The organism is Schlesneria paludicola DSM 18645, assembly GCF_000255655.1.
Classification (GTDB): Bacteria; Planctomycetota; Planctomycetia; order Planctomycetales; family Planctomycetaceae; genus Schlesneria; species Schlesneria paludicola.
This window is the reverse complement of the sequence record NZ_JH636435.1, coordinates 1,065,315-1,067,934: the sequence shown is the minus strand read 5'-3', so window position 1 is coordinate 1,067,934 and position 2,620 is coordinate 1,065,315. Positions and strand designations below refer to the sequence as shown.

Genomic DNA, 2,620 nt, shown 5'->3' with positions numbered 1-2,620 from the left:
ATGTCTCGAACAGCGCGTGGACGGGGTTGACGCTGGGGACCGTGATTGCGGACGGCGATTTGGGGACACCTCTGAATCAGCCTGCGATTTACGGCGTGAATGCGTTTGGCTCGGTCACGGAGGCGTTAGCCGCGTCGACGTCCAGCGGGCAGATCATTGTGAATGCGGGCACGTATCACGAAGCGATCAGTCTGACGGGTACGCATACGCTGACGATCACATCTGGGGCCGCGGTGACTCTCGATTCGCTGTCGGCGATCACGGGGACATTCGTCCAAATCCAGGGCACGTCTCTGACGGTTGGCGATGCCACCAGCACGACGGTGGCCAGCGTCATCAGCGGAAGCGGAAGTCTCGTCAAAGTCGGATCGGGAACGCTGACCCTCTCTGGTGGCAGCCCCTACAGCGGTCTCTTGACAATCAATGCCGGAACTTTGCAACTGAATGGATCCGTCGGTGGAAACGTGAGCGTCGGTGCGAGCGGGACGCTCAGCGGCTCAGGTACGGTCTCCGGAAACGTGACGAATTTGGGCACGTTCGCGCCCGGGCCAATGACGATCACAGGGGACCTGGTCTCCAGCGGCACGATTCAGTTCACGGTCAACAGCGGCTGGACGACGCCCGGGACGGATTACACGCAGATTACGGTCGGCGGCAATTTGAATCTGAGCGGTTCGACGCTGTCCTTCTCGAATACCCTGGATGTCTCTGCTCCTTCGGCCAATCAACTTCTGAAGTTGATCAGTCACGCCGGTACGACGAACAAGACAACGACAGACGGCAGTACGCTACCTGCGGATGGTTCCACGGTGACGTTGGGAACGCACTCGTTCAAGCTGTTCTACAATGGGGGTGATGGGAACGATGTCGTGCTTGTCGAGGCATCGACACCGAATGTGGTTTACGTGTCCGGTACGGCGTGGGCCGGTCTGACACCCGGGACGGTGATTCCCGACGCCGATTTGGGAACACCTCTCAATCAACCTGCCATTTATGGTGTGAATGCGTTCAACACCATTGCGACTGCGTTTGCGTCGTCAACCGCGAACAGCCAGGTCATTGTGAATGCCGGAACGTACCACGAATCGATCAGCTTGACGGGAACGCAGACCCTCACGATGACGGCAGGCGCTGGTGTGACGATCGACTCGCTGTCGGCGGTTGCGGGCGCGGTCATTCAAATACAAGGGACCACGCTGACGATTGGAGACGCGACGAATACCACGATTGCCGCCGTGATCAGCGGTACGGGTGCTTTGACCAAAGCAGGCAGCGGGACATTGACGCTGTCGGGTACCAATACTTACACCGGCTTCACGTCAATCAATGCGGGCACACTCCAACTCGATGGTTCGCTCAGTGGAAATGCGAGTATCGGCGCGAGTGGGACGCTCCGCGGTTCAGGAACGGTCTCGGGGAATGTGACGAATCTGGGGACGTTGACACCGGGCCAGATGACGATTTCCGGCAATCTGACATCCAGCGGAACGATTGAGTTCACGGTCAACAGTGGCTGGACGACACCCGGTACCGACTACACGCAGCTTACTGTAGGTGGCAATCTCAACCTGAGTGGCTCGACATTGACGGTGTTGAATGCGCTGGATGCGTCGGCGCCGGGCGTGAATCAGATTCTGACGTTGATCAATCACGCGGGCACGACAAACAAGACCACGACAAATGGGAGTACTCTGCCTGCAGACGGTGCCACTGTGACGGTCGGTACGCACTCCTTCAAGTTGTTTTACAACGGCGGCGACGGGAACGATGTGGTGCTCATTGAAGCGACCACACCGAGCGTTGTTTACGTATCGAGTGCAGCGTGGGCCAGCTTGACTCCGGGAACGGTGATCGCGGATGGCGATTTGGGGACGCCGCTGAATCAGCCAGCGATTCTTGGCGTGACGGCCTTCACGTCGGTGAATGCGGCGCTTGCGGGATCGACGTCGGATAGCCAAGTGATCGTGAATGCAGGAACGTATCACGAAGCGGTCAGTCTGACAGGGACTCATACGCTTACGGTCACGACTGGAGCCGCCGTGACCATCGATTCCCTGTCGGCAATCGCAAGTACGCTCATCCAAATTCAAGGGACGTCTCTAACTGTTGGCGATGCGACGAATACCACGATCGCCGCCGTGATCAGCGGAACCGGTGCTTTCTCCAAAGCAGGGGCCGGGACGTTGACGCTTTCGGGCGTCAATAGCTACAGCGGCATAACCACAGTGACGGCCGGGACACTTCAGCTGGACGGTTCCGTGAGTGGTAACGTGATCGTTGGTGCGAGCGGCACGCTGAGCGGTTCTGGCACGGTTTCTGGTGATGTGACGAATCAGGGGACGATGAAGCCGGGCTTGATGACGATCACCGGTGACCTGACGTCGAGCGGTACGATTCAGTTCACGGTGAACAGCGGTTGGACGACACCCGGTACGGATTACAGTCAGCTCACGGTGGGTGGGAATCTGAATCTGAGTGGTTCGACTCTGTCGGTTTTGAATACGTTGGATGCGTCTGCTCCCGGTGTGAATCAACTGTTGACACTGATCAATCACGCGGGGACGACGAACAAGACGACGACAAACGGGAGCACATTGCCGGCGGATGGTGCGACGTTGAC

General features: G+C 58.3%; 1 protein-coding gene. It reads left to right on the top strand.

What is annotated here, in order from left to right; genetic code table 11:
- Positions 1 to 2,620 (top strand): beta strand repeat-containing protein (locus OSO_RS51360; protein WP_010585259.1); only part of this gene is annotated, 2,620 nt, incomplete at both ends.